Annotated in this window: 15 protein-coding genes, 2 tRNA genes, 1 pseudogene and 1 riboswitch; of the genes and pseudogenes, 14 read left to right on the top strand and 4 right to left on the bottom strand. The window is 71.0% G+C overall.

What is annotated here, in order from left to right:
• Window positions 1-6 precede the first annotated feature (6 nt).
• The 9 genes from ACZ607_RS33375 (at window position 7) to ACZ607_RS33415 (ending at window position 7,857) form a co-directional block, all read left to right on the top strand.
• A complete protein-coding gene (locus tag ACZ607_RS33375) occupies window positions 7-360 on the top strand; it encodes a metallopeptidase family protein (RefSeq protein ID WP_015578045.1) in 354 nt (117 codons plus the stop codon).
• Window positions 357-854 (top strand): FluC/FEX family fluoride channel, encoded by a 498-nt coding sequence (locus ACZ607_RS33380; RefSeq protein WP_469741300.1) that lies wholly within the window; start codon window positions 357-359, stop codon window positions 852-854. Before ACZ607_RS33375 ends, ACZ607_RS33380 begins: the two co-directional genes overlap by 4 nt.
• Window positions 851-1,234 carry a fluoride efflux transporter FluC gene (locus ACZ607_RS33385; protein WP_469741303.1) on the top strand — a complete coding sequence of 128 codons (384 nt, stop codon included), beginning with the start codon at window positions 851-853 and terminating at the stop codon, window positions 1,232-1,234. Before ACZ607_RS33380 ends, ACZ607_RS33385 begins: the two co-directional genes overlap by 4 nt.
• A 120-nt stretch (window positions 1,235-1,354) precedes the next feature.
• Window positions 1,355-1,912 (top strand): hypothetical protein, encoded by a 558-nt coding sequence (locus ACZ607_RS33390; protein ID WP_469741305.1) that lies wholly within the window; start codon window positions 1,355-1,357, stop codon window positions 1,910-1,912.
• 239 nt (window positions 1,913-2,151) lie between these two features.
• On the top strand, window positions 2,152-4,311 hold the full coding sequence (locus ACZ607_RS33395) for a DEAD/DEAH box helicase (protein ID WP_469741307.1): 2,160 nt from the start codon (window positions 2,152-2,154) through the stop codon (window positions 4,309-4,311).
• A 103-nt stretch (window positions 4,312-4,414) separates the two neighbouring features.
• Window positions 4,415-5,980, top strand: a complete 1,566-nt coding sequence (locus ACZ607_RS33400; protein ID WP_469741309.1) for an amino acid permease — start codon at window positions 4,415-4,417, stop codon at window positions 5,978-5,980.
• A 91-nt stretch (window positions 5,981-6,071) separates the two neighbouring features.
• Window positions 6,072-6,145 (top strand) — tRNA-Lys (locus ACZ607_RS33405).
• A gap of 608 nt (window positions 6,146-6,753) precedes the next feature.
• On the top strand, window positions 6,754-7,074 hold the full coding sequence (locus tag ACZ607_RS33410; RefSeq protein WP_469741311.1) for a hypothetical protein: 321 nt from the start codon (window positions 6,754-6,756) through the stop codon (window positions 7,072-7,074).
• Between the two features lie 144 nt (window positions 7,075-7,218).
• On the top strand, window positions 7,219-7,857 hold the full coding sequence (locus tag ACZ607_RS33415; protein ID WP_469741313.1) for a hypothetical protein: 639 nt from the start codon (window positions 7,219-7,221) through the stop codon (window positions 7,855-7,857).
• Window positions 7,858-7,881: 24 nt separating this feature from the next.
• On the opposite strand, the gene ACZ607_RS33420 is transcribed toward ACZ607_RS33415, so the two are convergent.
• Complete coding sequence (locus ACZ607_RS33420) at window positions 7,882-8,337, bottom strand: MarR family winged helix-turn-helix transcriptional regulator (RefSeq protein WP_469741315.1); 456 nt, start codon at window positions 8,335-8,337, stop codon at window positions 7,882-7,884.
• 342 nt (window positions 8,338-8,679) lie between these two features.
• Between ACZ607_RS33420 and ACZ607_RS33425 the strand changes: the two genes are divergently transcribed.
• Complete coding sequence (locus ACZ607_RS33425; RefSeq protein ID WP_469741316.1) at window positions 8,680-10,020, top strand: ABC transporter substrate-binding protein; 1,341 nt, start codon at window positions 8,680-8,682, stop codon at window positions 10,018-10,020.
• A gap of 18 nt (window positions 10,021-10,038) precedes the next feature.
• Here ACZ607_RS33425 and ACZ607_RS33430 read toward each other — a convergent pair whose 3' ends face one another.
• The 3 genes from ACZ607_RS33430 to ACZ607_RS33440 form a co-directional block, all read right to left on the bottom strand.
• A complete protein-coding gene (locus ACZ607_RS33430) occupies window positions 10,039-10,260 on the bottom strand; it encodes a hypothetical protein (RefSeq protein WP_319655778.1) in 222 nt (73 codons plus the stop codon).
• Window positions 10,261-10,337: 77 nt separating this feature from the next.
• Window positions 10,338-10,496 (bottom strand): hypothetical protein, encoded by a 159-nt coding sequence (locus ACZ607_RS33435; protein WP_469741319.1) that lies wholly within the window; start codon window positions 10,494-10,496, stop codon window positions 10,338-10,340.
• 208 nt (window positions 10,497-10,704) lie between these two features.
• Window positions 10,705-12,090: an FAD-binding oxidoreductase gene (locus ACZ607_RS33440; RefSeq protein WP_469741321.1), complete on the bottom strand. Its 1,386-nt coding sequence runs from the start codon at window positions 12,088-12,090 to the stop codon at window positions 10,705-10,707.
• A 245-nt stretch (window positions 12,091-12,335) separates the two neighbouring features.
• Here ACZ607_RS33440 and ACZ607_RS33445 point away from each other — a divergent pair.
• The 4 genes and pseudogenes from ACZ607_RS33445 to ACZ607_RS33460 all read left to right on the top strand — a co-directional run bounded on the left by ACZ607_RS33445 (window position 12,336) and on the right by ACZ607_RS33460 (window position 15,356).
• Window positions 12,336-12,409, top strand: a tRNA-Met gene (locus ACZ607_RS33445).
• Window positions 12,410-12,494: 85 nt separating this feature from the next.
• A pseudogene (locus ACZ607_RS33450) lies at window positions 12,495-12,623 on the top strand (TipAS antibiotic-recognition domain-containing protein); the annotation flags it as partial.
• Window positions 12,624-12,760: 137 nt separating this feature from the next.
• Window positions 12,761-13,918, top strand: coding sequence for a PP2C family protein-serine/threonine phosphatase (locus ACZ607_RS33455; protein ID WP_469741323.1), 1,158 nt, complete (start codon window positions 12,761-12,763; stop codon window positions 13,916-13,918).
• Window positions 13,919-14,151: 233 nt separating this feature from the next.
• A riboswitch (cyclic di-AMP (ydaO/yuaA leader) is annotated at window positions 14,152-14,304 on the top strand.
• 11 nt (window positions 14,305-14,315) lie between these two features.
• Window positions 14,316-15,356, top strand: a complete 1,041-nt coding sequence (locus ACZ607_RS33460; protein WP_469741326.1) for a M23 family metallopeptidase — start codon at window positions 14,316-14,318, stop codon at window positions 15,354-15,356.
• Window positions 15,357-15,420: the final 64 nt, after the last annotated feature.

Below are 15,420 nucleotides of genomic sequence, written 5' to 3' on the forward strand. Positions count from 1 at the left end.
GGCGGGGTGCTGGAGATGACGCGCGAGGAGTTCGAAGAGCTGGTGAGCCTGGCTCTTGACCGGGTCCCGCCGGAGCTGATGCGGCTGATGGACAACGTCGCGGTGTTCGTGGAGGAGGAGCCGGAGGACCCGGAGGACCGTGAGCTGCTCGGCCTCTACGAGGGCACGCCGCTCACCGAGCGCGGTGAGTGGTACGCGGGGGTGCTGCCGGACCGGATCACCATCTACCGGGGGCCGACGCTGCGGATGTGCGAGACCCGCGAGGACGTGGTCGCCGAGACCGAGATCACCGTGGTCCACGAGATCGCCCACCACTTCGGCATCGACGACGAGCGGTTGCACGAACTGGGGTACGGGTGAGCACCCAGGACCCCGTGCCGGCGCGGCCCGTCGTCGACCCGGACGTCGATCTCTCCGTCCCCGCGCAGCGCGCCGAGGCGGAGGGCCCGGGGAAGTGGCGGGTCCTGGGGGTGATCGCGGCGGGCGGCGCGGCCGGGGCCACGGCGCGCTACGCGGCGACCCTCGCCTGGCCCGCCGCCGATGGCGGCTTCCCCTGGGCGGTCTTCGTCGTCAATGTGACGGGCTGCGCCCTGATCGGTGTGCTGATGGTGCTGACCGTCGAGCGCGGGAGGATCACCCGTCCGCTGGTGCGGCCCTTTCTGGGGGTCGGGGTGCTCGGCGGGTTCACCACGTTCTCGACGTACGCCGCCGATGTGTCAACGCTGCTGGCCCGTCAGGAGGCGGTGACGGCGATGGCGTACATGGTGGCGACGGCTGTGGCGGCGCTCGGCGCGGTGTGGGCGGCGGCCACGCTGACCCGGGCGCTCGTGGACCGGCGGGGGCGGGCGGCGTGAACTGGCTGCTGGTCGTCCTCGGCGGCGCCGTCGGGGCGCCGCTGCGCTATCTGACGGACCGTGCGGTGCAGGCGCGGCACGGGGCGGGGACGCCGTACGTGTTCCCCTGGGGCACCTTCTCGGTGAACGCGGCGGGCAGTCTGCTGCTCGGGGTGCTCACGGGGGCCACGGTCTCCTCGCCGGTGTACGCGCTGCTGGGCACGGGCCTGTGCGGGGCGCTGACGACGTATTCGACGTTCTCGTACGAGACCCTGCGGCTGGCCGAGACGGGTCGCGGCTTCCTGGCCGGGGCCAATCTGCTGGCGTCCCTGCTGGTGGGGCTCGGGGCGGTGTTCCTGGGGGCGGAGCTCCTGGGGGGCTTCGGTGGTCCCGGCGCGTGAGCCGGCCGACCGGGGGTGTGTGCGGGTGTTGTGTCCGGGCGTGTCCCCGGCAGGGGCAGGGGAGTTGAACACATCGCTCCCGTTCCGCCGTCCCTCTCCCCTCCCCGGAGGTGCCACCCCGTGCACCAGTTGTCCGCCCGCGTCCGCTGGGCAGCCGTCACCGCGCTGACGATCGCCGCGTCCACCGCCTGTGTGAGCGTCGGCGACGACGCCGGGAAGCCGGTTCCCTCGCACTCCGCCGGTGAGAAGGGTGCGTCGGCCCGGCCGGGCGGCGACCCCGCCTCCGGCACCGGCCGGTCGGGCTCCGGCGGTGGCCGTGCCGAGGCGCAGTCCGACCGTGGCCCCTCCCGTGAGCCGGGGGCCGAGGCGTCGGGCGGCCCGGCGTCGGCGGGCCCGGAGAAGGCACGGCCGGAGCCCGGTCGTCCCGGGACCCCGGAGCCGACCCGGGGCGGTTCCCTGCCCACCCCCGAGGCCAGCGATCCCGGTCCGGGGGAGCCGCCGCCCTCGCCGGTCACCCCCGAGGAGCCCCCGCCCTCGCCGGACCCGGAGCCCTCGTCACCGCCGGATCCGCCCTCGGCCTCGCCTGCGGCGCAGTCCCGTACGGACGCGCTGGGGGCTCCGGGCGGGGTCGAGGTGTGGCCCACTCCGCGGGTGTCACCGCAGGTCGCGCCGGTGTGAGCGGGGTCGCGCCCGACCCGGTTTGCATGAATGGGGGGAGGGTGCGTATGGTAGTAGATCGTTTGATCCTATGCCCGGCGCCGACACAGAAGAGCGCCGTGTGGCGCGTACTCTCCCTTGCCGTGGCTGGACCGCATTGAGGCGGTCGAAATTGCGAAAACACGGAGTTACGGGCGCGTGCCGAGACTCCGGAAGGTTTCGCATTTCGCATGTCAATTTCCAGTTCTGACCACACCGTCATGTCCGAGAACGACGTCGAGAACATCGAGGTCGTGGAGGCCGCCGAGGCCTTGGTCGCCCAGGCCCCCGAGACCGCCGACGAGGCCCCCGCCGCGGACGCCTCCGACGCCTCCGAGAAGGACGCCGAGCCGACCGTCACCTTCGCGGACCTGGGTCTGCCCGAGGGCGTCGTCCGCAAGCTCGCGCAGAACGGTGTGACCACCCCCTTCCCGATCCAGGCCGCGACCATCCCGGACGCCCTGGCCGGCAAGGACATCCTGGGCCGTGGCCGTACCGGCTCCGGCAAGACCCTCTCCTTCGGTCTGCCCACCCTGGCCGCCCTGGCCGGCGGGCACACCGAGAAGAAGAAGCCCCGCGCCATCATCCTGACGCCGACGCGTGAGCTCGCGATGCAGGTCGCGGACGCGCTGCAGCCCTACGGCGACGTGCTCGGCCTGAAGATGAAGGTCGTCTGCGGCGGTACGTCGATGGGCAACCAGATCTACGCGCTGGAGCGCGGTGTCGACGTCCTCGTCGCCACCCCGGGCCGACTGCGCGACATCATCAACCGCGGCGCCTGCTCCCTTTCGAGCGTCCAGGTCGCCGTCCTCGACGAGGCCGACCAGATGTCGGACCTGGGCTTCCTGCCCGAGGTCACCGAGCTGCTCGACCAGATCCCCGGCGGCGGTCAGCGCATGCTCTTCTCCGCCACCATGGAGAACGAGATCGGCACGCTGGTCAAGCGCTACCTGAGCAACCCGGTCACCCACGAGGTCGACTCCGCCCAGGGCAACGTCTCGACGATGTCGCACCACGTCCTCGTCGTGAAGCCGAAGGACAAGGCGCCCGTCACGGCCGCGATCGCCGCCCGCAAGGGCCGCACGATCATCTTCGTCCGCACCCAGCTGGGCGCCGACCGCATCGCCGAGCAGCTCATCGAGTCCGGTGTGAAGGCCGACGCGCTGCACGGCGGCATGACGCAGGGCGCCCGTACCCGCGTGCTCGAGGACTTCAAGAAGGGCTACGTCAACGCCCTGGTCGCCACCGACGTCGCCGCCCGCGGCATCCACGTCGACGGCATCGACCTCGTCCTCAACGTGGACCCGGCCGGCGACCACAAGGACTACCTGCACCGCTCGGGCCGTACCGCCCGTGCCGGCAAGTCCGGTGTCGTCGTCTCGCTGGCGCTCCCGCACCAGCGCCGCCAGATCTTCCGCCTGATGGAGGACGCGGGCGTCGACGCCTCGCGCCACATCGTGCAGGGCGCGGGCGTCTTCGAGCCCGAGGTCGCCGAGATCACCGGTGCCCGTTCGCTGACCGAGGTCCAGGCCGACTCCGCGAACAACGCGGCCAAGCAGGCCGAGCGCGAGGCCGCCGACCTCACCAAGCAGCTGGAGCGCGTCCAGCGCCGTGCCGTCGAGCTGCGCGAGGAGGCCGACCGCCTGGTCGCCCGTGCCGCCCGCGAGCGGGGCGACGACCCGGAGGCGGCGGTGGCCGAGGTCACCGCCGAGGCCGAGGCCGCGCTCATCGCCGCGGTGTCCGTCCCGGAGCAGCCGGCCGCGCGCGACGACCGTCGTGACGACCGGGGCAACTTCAACCGCCGTGACGACCGCGGTGGCGACCGCCGTGACGACCGTGGTGGTTACCGCGGTGGCAACGACCGCGTCGGCGAGCGCAGTGGCCGCCCGTCCGGTGGCTCCGGCTACCGCGGCAGCAACGACCGCCCGTCCTTCCGCAGCAGCAACGACCGTCCGTCCGGTGGCTTCCGCTCCGGTGGTGACCGCCGGGACGACCGTGGTGGCCGTTCCTTCGAGCGTCGGGACAACGACCGTCCGTTCAACCGCGACCGTCGTGACGACCGCCCGTCCGGTGGCTTCCGCTCCGGTGGCGACCGCCGGGACGACCGTGGTGGCCGTTCCTTCGAGCGCCGGGACAACGACCGTCCGTTCAACCGCGACCGTCGTGACGACCGCCCCTCCGGTGGCTTCCGCTCCGGCGGCAGCGACCGTCCGTTCAACCGCGACCGTCGTGACGACCGCCCCTCCGGCGGCTTCCGCTCCGGTGGCGGCGACCGGCCGACCGGCCGTCGTGACGACCACCGCGGTGGCACCGGCACGGGTACCGGCACCGGCACCTTCGGCCGCCGCGACGACAAGCCGCGCTGGAAGCGCAACGGCTGAGTCCGGCTGACAGCAGACCGACCCGCGGGGCCCGTACGACACTTCGGTGGCGTACGGGCCCCGCGGGCGTTTCCGGCGCCCCTGCCCGGGCATCGCTGGGGGCATGACAAACGACGAAGCCGTGGCGGCAGAGCCACCGCCCGATGCCCTCACGGGCGCGCCCGCGCCCACCCCGGCCACCTCCGACGAGGAACGGCTGGCCGAACTCGGCTACACCCAGGTGCTCGCGCGCCGGATGTCCGCGTTCTCGAACTACGCCGTCTCGTTCACGATCATCTCGGTGCTGTCCGGCTGTCTGACGCTGTATCTGTTCGGCATGAACACCGGCGGACCCGCCGTCATCACCTGGGGCTGGGTCGGGGTCGGGCTGATGACGCTGTTCGTCGGCCTGGCGATGGCCGAGATCTGTTCGGCGTACCCGACGTCCGCGGGCCTGTACTTCTGGGCCCACCGCCTGGCCCCACCGCGCTCGGCGGCGGCGTGGGCCTGGTTCGCCGGCTGGTTCAACGTGCTCGGCCAGGTCGCCGTCACCGCGGGCATCGACTTCGGGGCGGCGTCGTTCCTCGGGGCGTACCTGAACCTCCAGTTCGGCTTCGAGGTCACGCCCGGCCGTACGATCCTGCTCTTCGCGGCGATCCTGGTCCTGCACGGCCTGCTGAACACCTTCGGGGTCGGCATCGTCGCCGTACTGAACAACGTCAGCGTGTGGTGGCACGTCATCGGGGTCGCCGTCATCGTGGGCGCGCTCACCTTCGTGCCGGACTCGCACCAGTCGGCGTCGTACGTCTTCACGGAGTTCGTCAACAACACCGGCTGGGGCAGCGGGTTCTACGTCGTGATGATCGGCCTGCTGATGGCGCAGTACACCTTCACGGGGTACGACGCCTCCGCCCATATGACCGAGGAGACCCATGACGCGGCCGTGGCGGGCCCGCGCGGCATCGTGCAGTCCATCTGGACGTCCTGGATCGCCGGCTTCGTGCTGCTGCTGGGCTTCACGTTCGCCATCCAGTCGTACGACGGCGCCCTGAACTCCCCGACCGGCGCCCCGCCCGCGCAGATCCTGCTGGACGCGCTCGGCGCCACCACGGGCAAGCTCCTGCTGCTCGTGGTGATCGGGGCGCAGCTGTTCTGCGGGATGGCCTCGGTGACCGCCAACAGCCGCATGATCTACGCCTTCTCGCGCGACGGGGCGCTGCCGTTCTCCCGGGTGTGGCACACGGTCAGCCCCCGCACCCGTACGCCCGTCGCGGCGGTCTGGCTGGCCGCCCTCGGCGCGCTGGCGCTCGGCCTGCCGTACCTGATCAACGTGACGGCGTACGCCGCCGTGACGTCCATCGCGGTCATCGGCCTCTACATCGCCTACGTCATCCCCACGCTGCTCAGGCTGTTGCGGGGCGACGACTTCGTCCGGGGGCCCTGGCACCTGGGCCGCTGGTCCCGGCCCGTCGGCGTCATCGCGGTGACCTGGGTCGGCGTGATCACGGTGCTCTTCATGCTGCCCCAGGTCTCCCCGGTCACCTGGGAGAGCTTCAACTACGCGCCGCTGGCGGTCCTGGTGGTGCTCGGCTTCGCCGCGGTCTGGTGGCTGGTCTCGGCCCGCCACTGGTTCCTCGTACCGCCGGCCCCGGATCACAAGGGCACGATCGCGGACGAATCCGCGGACTGACCCGCCCGTCCCCGGCGACGACGGGGCCCGGCACCCGATACCCGATCGGCTGCCGGGTCCCGGGCAGCTATGCTCGGGGGTGATCCATCAGGGGCCGTTAGCTCAATTGGTCAGAGCAGCGGACTTTTAATCCGTTGGTTGTGGGTTCGAGTCCCACACGGCCTACCGATCACAGGCGGGGCACATCTCCCCTGACCTGGTGCTGAGCGCCCTTTCTGGTTGAGGTCAGAAGGGGCGCTCAGTCGTTGCCGGGCCGATGCGTGAGCGGATGCTCCGAGATGGAGCGCTGTCCAGCGCTACTGCGCGGGGTCGGCGGGGACTGATGTTCCTCCATGAATTCGTGAGCCGCCTCGGCGCCGGCGCCGACGGCCACGAGCACCTGACCACGGGAGGTTCTGCCGAACAGGCGGACAGCGAGTCGTGGCACAAGGCCGAACTTTATGATCGGCACCGTTGATGCAGGCGGGGCAGCGTCCCACCTGCCCGATGCGAGGTGGGAGCTGTGGGACAGACCTGGGGTGCGCTCGCTGTGGCCGTCGTGGGTGTCATAGGCACCCTGGGCGCGTCTCTGCTGACACAGAGCAGAGCCGACCGGCTCAAGCGCCATGAACTGGAAGCGACCGCTCGCCGGCAACGCGAAGACCGCGCCCACGCCGAACTGGTCCGGCAACAGGAAGCTCGCCTTACGGCGCGACGCGAGCTGACCGACTTGCGCCGCGCCTGCTATATCTCCCTCAACACCACGGCAGTTCCAGACCGCACAGATCAACCTCATGCACGTCCTGCGCGCCCGGGACGACGCGGAAGCCCAGGCATGTGCCGAGCAACTCGAGGCACGGCGCCTGGTCCTTCGCGACAGCTACGCGGAAGCACAGATGATCGTGCCCGGCGCCGTGCTGGCAGACGCCCGAGCAACAAACCACCAGCTCAACAAGACCTACGGGCTGCTGAAGAGAATGTTGGCAGGCGGCCCTCCCGACGCCGGCGAACTCGATGCCCTCGAGATCGAGACGGAAATGTCGTGGGCTGTGCTGTCCGATCTGAGGGCCGCCATGCGCCACGATCTCGGCGTGGACGATGCCTCCGAAGAATAGAGCCGGTGGCGGCCTGTGGCATCCCCGGGCATCCCGCGCACAATGGGTAGGGGGGCGGCCGAACGGCGGGTACACGAGCGAAACTCTCGGGTCCGAGCGTTGCGCCCGACCGTCGCCCATCGCAAGCGTGCGAGGCGAACCGCTATGGACACCACCACCAGAGCCACACTCGTGGCCGCGCTCGCGGCCGGATACGTCATCGGCAGGACGAGGCAGGAGAAGCTCGCTCTGGGGCTCCTGCTGGCCGCCGCCGGGAAGTCGCTCGATCCCAGGGCGCTGATGGACGAGGGAGTCAGGAAGCTCGCGGAGAACCCTCGGTACGCCGAGCTCGGCGAGCAGATCCGTGGGGAGCTGCTGTCCTCCGGGCGGGATGCCTTGTCGGAGGTGACCGACAGGGGTGTCGCGGCCCTGACCGAGGTCCTTCAGCAGCGGATGCTCTCCCTGGCCGGTGCGCCGGACGAGGAAGAGGGCTTCGACGGGGAAGAGCCCGCGTACGACGAGGAGATGGAGGAGCCGGAGGAGCAGGAGCCCTCGCGTCCGGCTCGTTCTCGCTCTCGTTCCGCGCGGCGGTCGCGGCCGGAGAGGCCCACCGACAGGAAGCCCGGACCGAAGAACCCGCCCGCGAAGAGGGCCATGGCGCGCAAGGCGGCGGAGCGGAAGCCGGGGCCGAAGAACCCGCCGGCCAGGAGGGCGATGGAGCGTGCGGCGGCGGACGCCGAGTCGGCCGGCAGGAGGCGCTCGTCCGGGCGGGCGGAGGCGCGGCCCGCCCGGAGGAAGCGCTGAGAAGCCCCGGGAACGGGCCGGCCCTCAGGGGCGCGGCCAGGGGCGGCCGGCGAGGCCCTCGATGTCGGTGTTGAAGCGCCGCAGGTAGCCGGCGAAGGCGGAGATGTCCTCGTCGGGCCAGTCGGCCATGACCCGTTGCAGGGAGTTGACCATGCCCTCGCGCTCCGCGTCGAGGGTTCTGACGCCCTCCTCGGTGATGCGGAACTTGCGGGCCATGCCCCCGTCCGGGTCGGGGATGCGCTCCACGAAGCCGGCGCGCATGACTGCCGCGGTCTGGCGGTTGAGGGTGGAGACGTCGAGGTCGAAGGCCTCGCTGAGCTCGCCGACGGACATCGGGCCCTGGACGCGGATGCGGCTGAGCAGGATGTAGGCGCTGCGTTCCAGGAGGCCGTCCTTGCGGCGGCCCTTCCGGTGGGCCAGCAGGCCGTGACGGCTGAGCAGCATCTGCTCGTACTCGACCTCTCGTGTCGCCCTCTTCATGCGCGGGCACCTCCTGCTTCCTGCCGGGCGAGGCCGGTGTGTCGTCCTGCCGTGGTGCGTGCTGGCTTCATCGTATGTTTCCGAAGAAGTGCATGGACCACACAGTGTGCATGATGCATAGCCCGAGCGCCCCGACCGGCCCCACCGGCGGGGCGCTCCGGCGTTCCGGGGTCGGGAGATTTCTGCTGCACGGGCATTGACCGGGCGGGTGGGCCGACTTACGTTCATCGCGTTGCCCTTCGTATGTCATATATGAGACGCGATATGAGACCGAGCGCCGTATGCCGCCGGCCCCGAGCCTTCTCCCTTCGGTCGGTGCGCACCCAGAGAAGAGAGCCGACCGTGATCAACCCCCGCACCAGCCGTCTCGCCGCCGCGATATCCCTGGTCAGCGCCCTGTCCCTCACCGCGACCGCCTGCGGTGACGACGGCAGCGGCATCACCGGAGCGAAGGGCGCCGAAGGTCCCGGCACCGGGAAGATCGTGTTCTGGGACGAGAACGGCGGCGTCCGCACCGCGGTCTGGAAGGAGATCATCGCCGACTTCGAGAAGGCCAACCCGGACATCGACGTGCAGTACGTGGGCATCGCCTCCACCGAGGCCCAGTCCAAGTACGACACCGCCATCCAGGGCGGCGGGCTGCCGGACGTCGGGGGCGTGGGGGCCGCGATGGTCGCCGGGATCGCCGCCCAGGACGCGCTGGAGCCGCTGGACGACCGGATCGAGGCGAGCTCCCTCAAGGGCAAGCTCAACGAGGCGATGACCGAGAACGTACGGAGCGCCGGCGGCCGGGACGAGCTGTACACGGTGCCGATCTCCGCCACCAACGGAGTCCTCTACTACCGCACGGACCTGTTCGAGAAGGCCGGGCTGGGCCAGCCGGCCACCTGGGACGACTTCTACGCGGCCGCGACGAAGCTGACGGACCGGCAGAAGAACCGGTTCGGCTACACCATCCGCGGCGGCCCGGGTTCGATCGCCCAGGCGCTGGACGCGATGTACGGGCAGTCGGGCATCGAGTCCTTCTGGGACAAGTCGGGGACGAGGACGACGGTCAACGACCCGAAGAACGTCGCGGCGCTGGAGAGGTACGCCGGCCTGTACCGGAAGACCACCCCGGAGGCCGACCTCAACAACGACTTCACGAAGATGGTCGCCCAGTTCGACTCGGGCAGCATCGCCATGCTCAACCACAACCTGGGGTCCTACCAGGACCACGTGACCTCGCTGGGCAGCGACAAGTTCCGTGGTATCCCGCAGCCCGAACTGGCCGACGGGACCCGGGTGATGGTCTCCAACCCGGTCTCCGGGCTCGGTCTGCTGAAGTCGTCCGAGAACAAGGCGGCGGCCTGGAAGTTCATCGAGTTCGCCGCCTCCCACGCCTCGAACTCCAAGTTCAGCGAGTCCGCGGGCCTGATCCCGGCCAACAAGGAGGCGGCGGAGGACCCCTGGCTCGACAAGTCCGAGACCACCAAGCTCGGGGCGGAGGCGCTGTTCTCGGGCGACACCAAAATCGTGCAGCTCCCCTACTACCTGCCCGACTGGAACACCCTGTCCAAGGCCGACAGCGAGGCGGGCTTCCAGAAGGTGCTGCTCGGCAAGACGAGCGCCGAGGACTTCCTGGACACCCTCGCCGAGAACCTCGACGAGGCCCAGGCGGAGTGGAAGGAACAGCAGGGCTGAGGGGAGGGGCCCGGCCCCTCAGTCCAGGCCCTCTTCCCGCAGTTCGTACATCAGGAGGAACGTGCGGTAGGTCTCCGACGACACGTCCAGGCAGACGTCCGGCCGGTTGGTCCACGTCGACGTGTTGTCGAGGGCCCGCCGGCAGGCCGCCTCGGTCTCGGCCTCGGACGGGATGTTCGAGATGAACGCGGCGATGAGCAGGACCACTGCGAGGACGACCACGCCGATACGGATGCGCATGGTCTCCCAACGACCGTGCGGCCGGGCCGGTCACTCAGGGCCGGTCACCCGGCGGCCGGTCACTCAGGGGCCGGCCGTCATTCGGGTTCGTCGGTGAACGGCGGCAGATCGGGCTCGATGAACAGCCCGGCGTACTGCGGTGTCGGCAGCGGCGCCGAGGCGCCCGGGTCGGCGGCCGTGGCCGCGGACGTGCCGTCGGAGTGCCGCTGGGTCGTGCGGGCAGACGAGTCGGTCATCTCAGGTGTCCTGTACGTAGGTGTGTGGTGAGAGCCCCGTGACCGAATGGCCGCGGTACATGCCGGACCGGTCCTGACCGGCAGGGCTACGAGGTGCCGCCACCGGTGCCGCTCCGCTCCGGGGGCGTCCGGATCATCGTGCGGTGCATGCAGACTGTAACCCTCCCGGCACGGCTTTCCCCCGGTATTGCGAGCCCGGCGTGACGGTTCAGTGCGGCGGCGCGGGCTCGATGTTCTGGTTTGCGTGGAAGAGGTTGTGCGGGTCGTAGGACCGCTTGATCTCCGCGAGCCGGTCGTGGTGGCCGCGGTAGGTGGCCCGGACCCGGTCCTGGGACTCGTCGGTGCCGAGGAAGTTCACGTAGCCGCCGCCCATGGAGTACGGGTGCAGCGCCTCCCAGTAGCTCACGGCCCAGTCCCGCAGCGCGGGCGCGTCGGCCGGGTCGGGGCTGATGCCGGCGATGACGCCCGACCAGCGCGCGTCACGGTAGGCCCAGGCGGTCTCGTCGGAGCCGACCCGGCCGGCCGCTCCGTCGACCGGGTACAGGTGCATGGTCGACAGGCCGGTGGGGAGCTTCTCGGCGAAGGACGCGTGCACGTCGACCGCCTCGTCCGTGATCCGGTCGAAGAAGTCACCGCGCCAGTACCACTGGAGCCCGGCCGGCAGCAGGGCGTCGAACATCGACTGAAGGGCCGGGTACGGCATCGGAGAGGTGAAGTGGAAGGCGGGCGGGCCCGGTTCGGTCACCACGGAGAGCGTCTCGCCCAGGGATTCCGGGTCCGCCGTCGAGCACCAGACCACACCGCACATCTTCTGCCCGTGGATCTCCTCGGGGAAGGGCGGACCGGGCGGGACGGTCAGCGAGGCGAAGAAGCCGTACAGATCGTCCGGTGCCCCCGGCAGGAAGTCCCGGTACCAGCGCATGACGTCCTGGAAGAGCTCCAGGGGCCATACGGTGATCGCGACCCCCACCGTGTCCACGGGGTGCAGCTCGAAGTCGAACGACGTGACGACGCCGAAGTTCCCGCCGCCGCCGCGCAGGGCCCAGAGGAGGTCGGCGTGCTCGCTCGGGTTCGCGGCGACGAAGCTTCCGTCGGCCAGGACGACGTCCGCGGAGACCAGATTGTCCACCGTGAGGCCGTACTTGCGGGTGAGGTAGCCGTGCCCGCCGCCGAGGGTCAGCCCGCCGACGCCGGTGGTCGACATGATGCCCGCCGGGGTGGCGAGGCCGAAGGCATGGGTGGCGTGGTCGAAGTCACCCAGCGTGGCACCGCCGTCGGCCTGGGCGGTCTGGGTGGCCGGGTCGACCCGCACGCCGCGCATGGGGGAGAGGTCGAGCGTGACGGCGCCGTCGCGGAGCCCGAGGCCGGGGCCGCTGTGCCCGCCGCCCCGGACCGCCGGCTCCAGCCCGTTCTCGCGGAGGAAGTCGACGGCGGCCATCACGTCCGCCGTGTCGCGGCACTCGACCACGGCCGCCGGCTCCTTGTCGATCATGGCGTTGTAGACCGTACGGGCCCGGTCGTACCCGGGGTCGTCCGGACCGATGACCGGGCCGCGCAACGCGGTTCGCATCGTCTCCAGCAGGGTGCCGTCCATGATCGTCTCCTAGCGCGTGTGCGCCCGGCCTCCCCTGCGGCACCGCACCGGGTGAGGCTGGTTGGGCCGACGCCGGCACCTGGGATGCCGCGCGGACGGGACCGAACACCGAAAGCGTGTACGTCCAGCGTCCCGCCGTGCCGGAGGCCGTGCAATCGCTGGGCGGCGTTCCTCCACGGGTGGTGCGCGGGGCCCGGGGTGGTCGGAGCACCCTCCCGGATGGCGTAGAGTTGTCATCACAACGACGCGGGGTGGAGCAGCTCGGTAGCTCGCTGGGCTCATAACCCAGAGGTCGCAGGTTCAAATCCTGTCCCCGCTACTGAAAGACGGAGGCCCGGATCCTTTCGAGGATCCGGGCCTCCGTCGTATGCCGTCCGTCCGGGGTGCGCACGCCGCCTCCGCCCGTGACCGGCCTCGCCGAGATGTACGTCGCGGATCCGCGCCCGGGGAGCAACTACGATCGCTGCGGGGACGGAACCGCCGTCTTCGTACGGGACGCACTGACGATCTTCGCGCGGCACCGGCTCTCCGACCGACCATCGGAGGGCGGGATCTGCGGCGCGCTCCTCCCTTCGGCCGACGGCGGCTCGCCGTACGGCGCGGCTCCGGCCGGTGCGGGCGGGGCGCGGTACCGTCCGCACCCGTGGGTGGAGCCGGCAGGAGTGCACAGGTGGGGAAGCGGGACGTACGGCCGGGGAGTGATGCCGGGAGCGTCCGTTCCCGGCGGTTCGTGCGCGCGCTGCCCGCCCTGATGATCTGCGCCGGTGTGGCCTTCGACCTCCTGACACCGGCCGCGGTGACCGCCGTGCCGCTCTTCGCCGCCGCCCCGCTGATCGCCGCCCCGTTCTTCTCGCTGGCCAGCACGGTCCGCGTCGGGGTGGTCTCGATCGTCGTGGTGCTCGGGATCAGGATCTCCGACGGGGCTCTCGGCCGGGTCGTGCCGATCACCGACCTGCTCACGCTGATCACCGTCGCCGCGCTCTCCCTCGTCATCAACCGCGTCGTGCGCCGCAGGAACGAGCAGCTGGCCTCGGCCAGGGTCATCGCGGAGACCGCCATGCGCGCGGTGCTCCCGACGCCCGAGGACCGGATCGGCGGGCTGCTGGTCGCGGCGCGGTACGAGGCGGCCCAGGCGGACGAGTTCGTCGGCGGCGACCTGTACGCCGTCGCGGACACGCCGTTCGGGGTGCGCCTGGTCCTCGGCGACGTACGGGGCAAGGGGCTGGACGCGGTGGCGGCGGTGGCGGTCGTGATCGGCGCGTTCCGGGAGGCGGCCGAGCAGGAGCTGTCCCTGGAGGGGGTCGTCCAGCGGCTGGAGCGGGCGCTGGCCCGTGAGGGGTCGCGGCGGGGCGGGCTTGACTCCATGGAGGGGTTCGTCACCGCCGTCCTCGCGGAGATCCCGTCCGGCTCGGACACCCTGCGGGTGATCAACCGGGGGCATCCCGAGCCGCTCGTCCTGCACCAGGACGGGGCGCTGGACGTGCTGGCGCCGACGGTGCCCGCCCTGCCGCTCGGCATGGGGCTGGGCGCGTGGCCGGACCGGTCGGACGAGTGGACGCTGCCGGCCGGGTCGATGTTCCTGGCGTTCACCGACGGGCTGTCGGAGGCGCGGGACGCGCAGGGCGTCTTCTACGATCCGGCGGCCCGGCTGCGCGGCCGGATCTTCCCGGGGCCCGACGAACTGCTGTCCGCGCTCACCGACGACGTACGGCTGCACACCGGTGGCCGCTCCACGGACGATCTGGCGCTCCTCGCGGTGGGCCGTCCCGCGCGGGGGCAGCAGGAGCGGCGGACGACGGTGAAGATCGTGGGGCGGGACGGTGGATGATCCGTCGCGACGGTCGGTAGTCGAAGGACCTCGCTCCGCATAACATTTGACGCACCGTCAGAAAGTGCGCTCCGGCTGAAGGGCGCTCAACTCGCCCGTTTGCGACCGTTTGACCCCTGAAAGTCCTGGCCGGAGTGATGACTGATGTAGGGGAACAGCTTGGAATCGGACCCGGGTGTCTATTAACGTTCGATAACGCAGTGCGGTTGTACCCGCCGTCGCAAGAGACGGCACCGTGCGCAGCGCCGAATTCCGCAAGGGAACCGGGGAACCACCTACATGGGGTGAATCGGACACCTGTGTCTCGTGAGAGGCAGAGGGGCCCGTAGGAGACCTTCCTGCTCCGAACCCGTCAGCTAACCCGGTAGGCGAGAAGGAAGGAAAGGAGTGCGCCCACGTGGCGTCCAATCAGCCTGCCCCCGAGGCCCCGGCACCCTTCAGGCCCGACAGCTTCGGTGACGAGGGCAGGACCTGGGAGGAATGGAACCCCACCGAGGAGTCCATCCGTCCCGTACGCGGCCGGCACCGCGTGGCCAAGCAGCGGGGTCTCGCCCGTAGCTCCACCGTCCTCGGCGTCGGCGTCATCGCGGCCGTCGGAGCGGGTGGCATGGCCACTGCCCAGAGCAAGCCGCCGGTCTCCATTTCCCTTCCCGATTCCATCGCGGACAATCTTCCCGACGCCAAGTCCCTTCCCGGCGTGGGTGCGTTCATGTCCGGCGACTCCGACGCGGACCATGAGACGGTCGCCGCGTCCGCCCCGCTGACCAGCGCGGGCATCACCGCCGCCGAGGCGGAGCAGGGCACCACCGACGCCGGCGAGGCGCTCCGTGCCCGCATCCTCCAGCAGGCCGAGCAGCAGCAGGCCGGAGCCGACGCCGAGGCCAAGGCCGCGGTGGAGCAGGCTGCGGCCGAGGCCGCCGCCGCCGAGGCGGCGAAGCAGCAGAGCGATGCCGAGGCGAAGGCCGCCGCGAAGAAGAAGGCGGCCGAGGAGGCGGCGAAGAAGAAGGCCGAGGCCGAGCGTCTCGCCAAGCTCGCCGCCAGCTACGCGGTGCCGACCTCGTCGTACACGATCACCTCGACCTTCGGGCAGGCCGGTTCGATGTGGTCGTCCGGCTACCACACCGGGCTGGACTTCGCGGCCCCGACCGGTACGCCGGTCAAGGCCGTGCACAGCGGCACCGTGAAGTCGGCCGGCTGGTCCGGCTCGTACGGCTACCGCACGGTCCTGGAGCTCGATGACGGCACGGAGATCTGGTACTGCCACCAGTCCTCGATGGACGTCACCGCCGGGCAGAAGGTCACCACCGGCGAGACCATCGGCCGCGTCGGCGCCACCGGCAACGTGACAGGCCCGCACCTCCACCTGGAGGTCCACACCGCGGACGGCTCGGGCGTCGACCCGATGAGCTGGCTGCGCGGAAAGGGCCTGACGATCTAGGGCGTGTCGTGAAAGCTCCGCCCGCCCCTCCGGGCGGACGGGGCCACGTTCGGAACACGCCCCG

This window comes from Streptomyces sp. NPDC104381 (assembly GCF_055583745.1).

Bases quoted from the DNA above. Each gene is read 5' to 3' on its own strand.
- ACZ607_RS33400 (WP_469741309.1), top strand. From the start codon at position 4,415: ATGACAAACGACGAAGCCGTGGCGGCAGAGCCACCGCCCGATGCCCTC.
- ACZ607_RS33420 (WP_469741315.1), bottom strand. From the start codon at position 8,337: ATGAAGAGGGCGACACGAGAGGTCGAGTACGAGCAGATGCTGCTCAGC.
- ACZ607_RS33430 (WP_319655778.1), bottom strand. From the start codon at position 10,260: ATGCGCATCCGTATCGGCGTGGTCGTCCTCGCAGTGGTCCTGCTCATC.
- ACZ607_RS33435 (WP_469741319.1), bottom strand. From the start codon at position 10,496: ATGACCGACTCGTCTGCCCGCACGACCCAGCGGCACTCCGACGGCACG.
- ACZ607_RS33415 (WP_469741313.1), top strand. From the start codon at position 7,219: ATGGACACCACCACCAGAGCCACACTCGTGGCCGCGCTCGCGGCCGGA.
- ACZ607_RS33395 (WP_469741307.1), top strand. From the start codon at position 2,152: ATGTCCGAGAACGACGTCGAGAACATCGAGGTCGTGGAGGCCGCCGAG.
- ACZ607_RS33440 (WP_469741321.1), bottom strand. From the start codon at position 12,090: ATGGACGGCACCCTGCTGGAGACGATGCGAACCGCGTTGCGCGGCCCG.
- ACZ607_RS33410 (WP_469741311.1), top strand. From the start codon at position 6,754: ATGCACGTCCTGCGCGCCCGGGACGACGCGGAAGCCCAGGCATGTGCC.